At 58.7% G+C, this 1,911-nt stretch carries 2 protein-coding genes; one reads left to right on the top strand and one right to left on the bottom strand.

What is annotated here, in order from left to right; translation table 11 throughout:
• Positions 1-884, bottom strand: an 884-nt coding sequence (locus PLJ71_22480; GenBank protein ID HQM51455.1) for a uroporphyrinogen decarboxylase family protein, incomplete at its 3' end; no start/stop codon positions are given.
• Positions 885-1,008: 124 nt separating this feature from the next.
• Between PLJ71_22480 and PLJ71_22475 the strand changes: the two genes are divergently transcribed.
• Positions 1,009-1,911, top strand: a 903-nt coding sequence (locus PLJ71_22475; protein ID HQM51454.1) for a sulfatase, incomplete at its 3' end; no start/stop codon positions are given.

Genomic DNA, 1,911 nt, shown 5'->3' with positions numbered 1-1,911 from the left:
ATGAACCCGCCTACCGGCGTCGCCCAGTGTTCGAGCAAGAGGCGCGCCTCCTCGCGAATCTCGGCCTCGCCCTTAAACGGAAGGGTATGTTGGATGTCGCACAAGGACTCGAAACAGATGCGTCCGCGGTACCGCTCCCCGATCTCCTCGATCCCCAAAGCGCGAGGCTGTTGCAGATTAATGACATCCAAGCCGATCTCGATGAGGAGTTCGATAATGTCGTTGACCTTGCCGCAGGAGTGCATCCATACGTGCCACCCGTTTGCGTGGCATGCATCAAAAATGCGCTTGTATCGCGGCTGGAAGAACTCGACCCACAGGTCCGGGCTGATGAAGAGGTCCCGCTCCGTACCCCAGTCGTCCGTAAACCCAAACCCGTGAATCTTGTTGCCAAAACGCCGGTGGATGTTCCGGATGATGCCCAGGTCGAAGTCAACGACCTTGTCGGCAAGCCAGCCAATGCGCTCACGCTCGGCGTACAGGTCCAACAGGGTGTTCTCAAAACCGCGCAATGCGTGCATCCGCTCGAACAACAGCATGAAGATGCCCGTGCAGCGGTAAGTATCCTCTTCAACCTCGAAAAACTGTTCCATATTCTTGTAGAACGCTGGAGTTTCCGGGTCGGGGAAGGTGAACGTCTCCAGAGCCAGCCAATCCGCCAATGGATGGCCTTTGACCTGCCCCATATTCGGCATGTCCGAACGTTCCCAGCCGCAGCCCCATTCATCCACGGAATGTTTCTCGGCAATGTTGCCCGTGCCTATCTGGTTCCAGGGGACGGACCGTACGTCGGTGATTCCGAGCCAGTCGAACCGAACGGGGAGACGGTCGGGCTGGTCGAACTCAATCGCGCGCCGGACAACCTCATACGATGACATGGGCATGGTTCGCTCCTCAGGACAACTTCTGATAATCTTCGGTTATCACAGGCCATATGGTACCATGTTTCCGGCACGGTTTGTCCCGGTAAGTCCGCTCTCGCCATGTCTGACACTTTGGGAGGGGGAAATGCGGCGTCGTGATTTCCTGTTCGCAACGGGCAGTATGCTCATGGGCGCGTCGTTCCTGGAAAGGCAAAGCCATGCCGGAGAAGAAGAAGCGCCCCCGAATATCCTATGGCTGACTTGCGAGGACATCGGCCCACATCTCGGGTGTTTTGGTCATGCGGACGCGACAACACCGAACTTGGACCGCCTGGCCGCGGAAGGCGCGCGCTACATCAACGCATTCTCGGTGAGCGGCGTCTGCGCCCCTAGCCGCTCCTGTCTGATCACCGGGATGTATCCCAATACCCTGGGCACCCAGCATATGCGGTGCAATACTCCGCCGCCGCCGCAGGTCAAGTGCTTTCCCGAATACCTCCAGCAGGCCGGATACTACTGCACGAACAACGTCAAGACGGATTATCAGTTCCCGCCGCCAGCGTCGGCGTGGAACGAGTGCAGCAAGGAGGCCCACTGGCGCAACCGGCCCGACAAAAACCAGCCGTTCTTCGCGGTCTTCAATCAGACCATCACCCACGAATCCCAGATCGGAACGCTCTTCGAGAGTGACGAGATCCTGCGCGAACGTCTGTCCCCACTGGCGCCACATCCTCCCGATGCCGTGGAATTACCCCCATACTTTCCCGATACGCCCATTGTCCGAAAGTATTGGGCCCATTACTACGACCTGATCACCATCATGGACAAGTGGGCGGGCGGTCTGCTGCAGCAACTCGAAGAGGACGGCCTTGCCGGGAACACCTTGGTGTTCTTCTACGGGGATAACGGCGCCGGACTGCCCTGGTGCAAACGATGGCTCCACGACCGGGGGATACGCGTACCGTTGATCATCCGGTGGCCCGGTAAAATAGCCCCAGGCTCCGAGCGCGACGAACTGGTCAGTTTCCTGGATTTTGCCCCCACCGTC

It is taken from the genome of Candidatus Hydrogenedentota bacterium, from assembly GCA_035416745.1.
In the GTDB taxonomy this organism is placed as follows: Bacteria; Hydrogenedentota; Hydrogenedentia; order Hydrogenedentales; family SLHB01; genus UBA2224.
The sequence above is the reverse complement of the archived record's forward strand: the minus strand, read 5'-3'. Positions and strand labels throughout refer to the sequence as shown.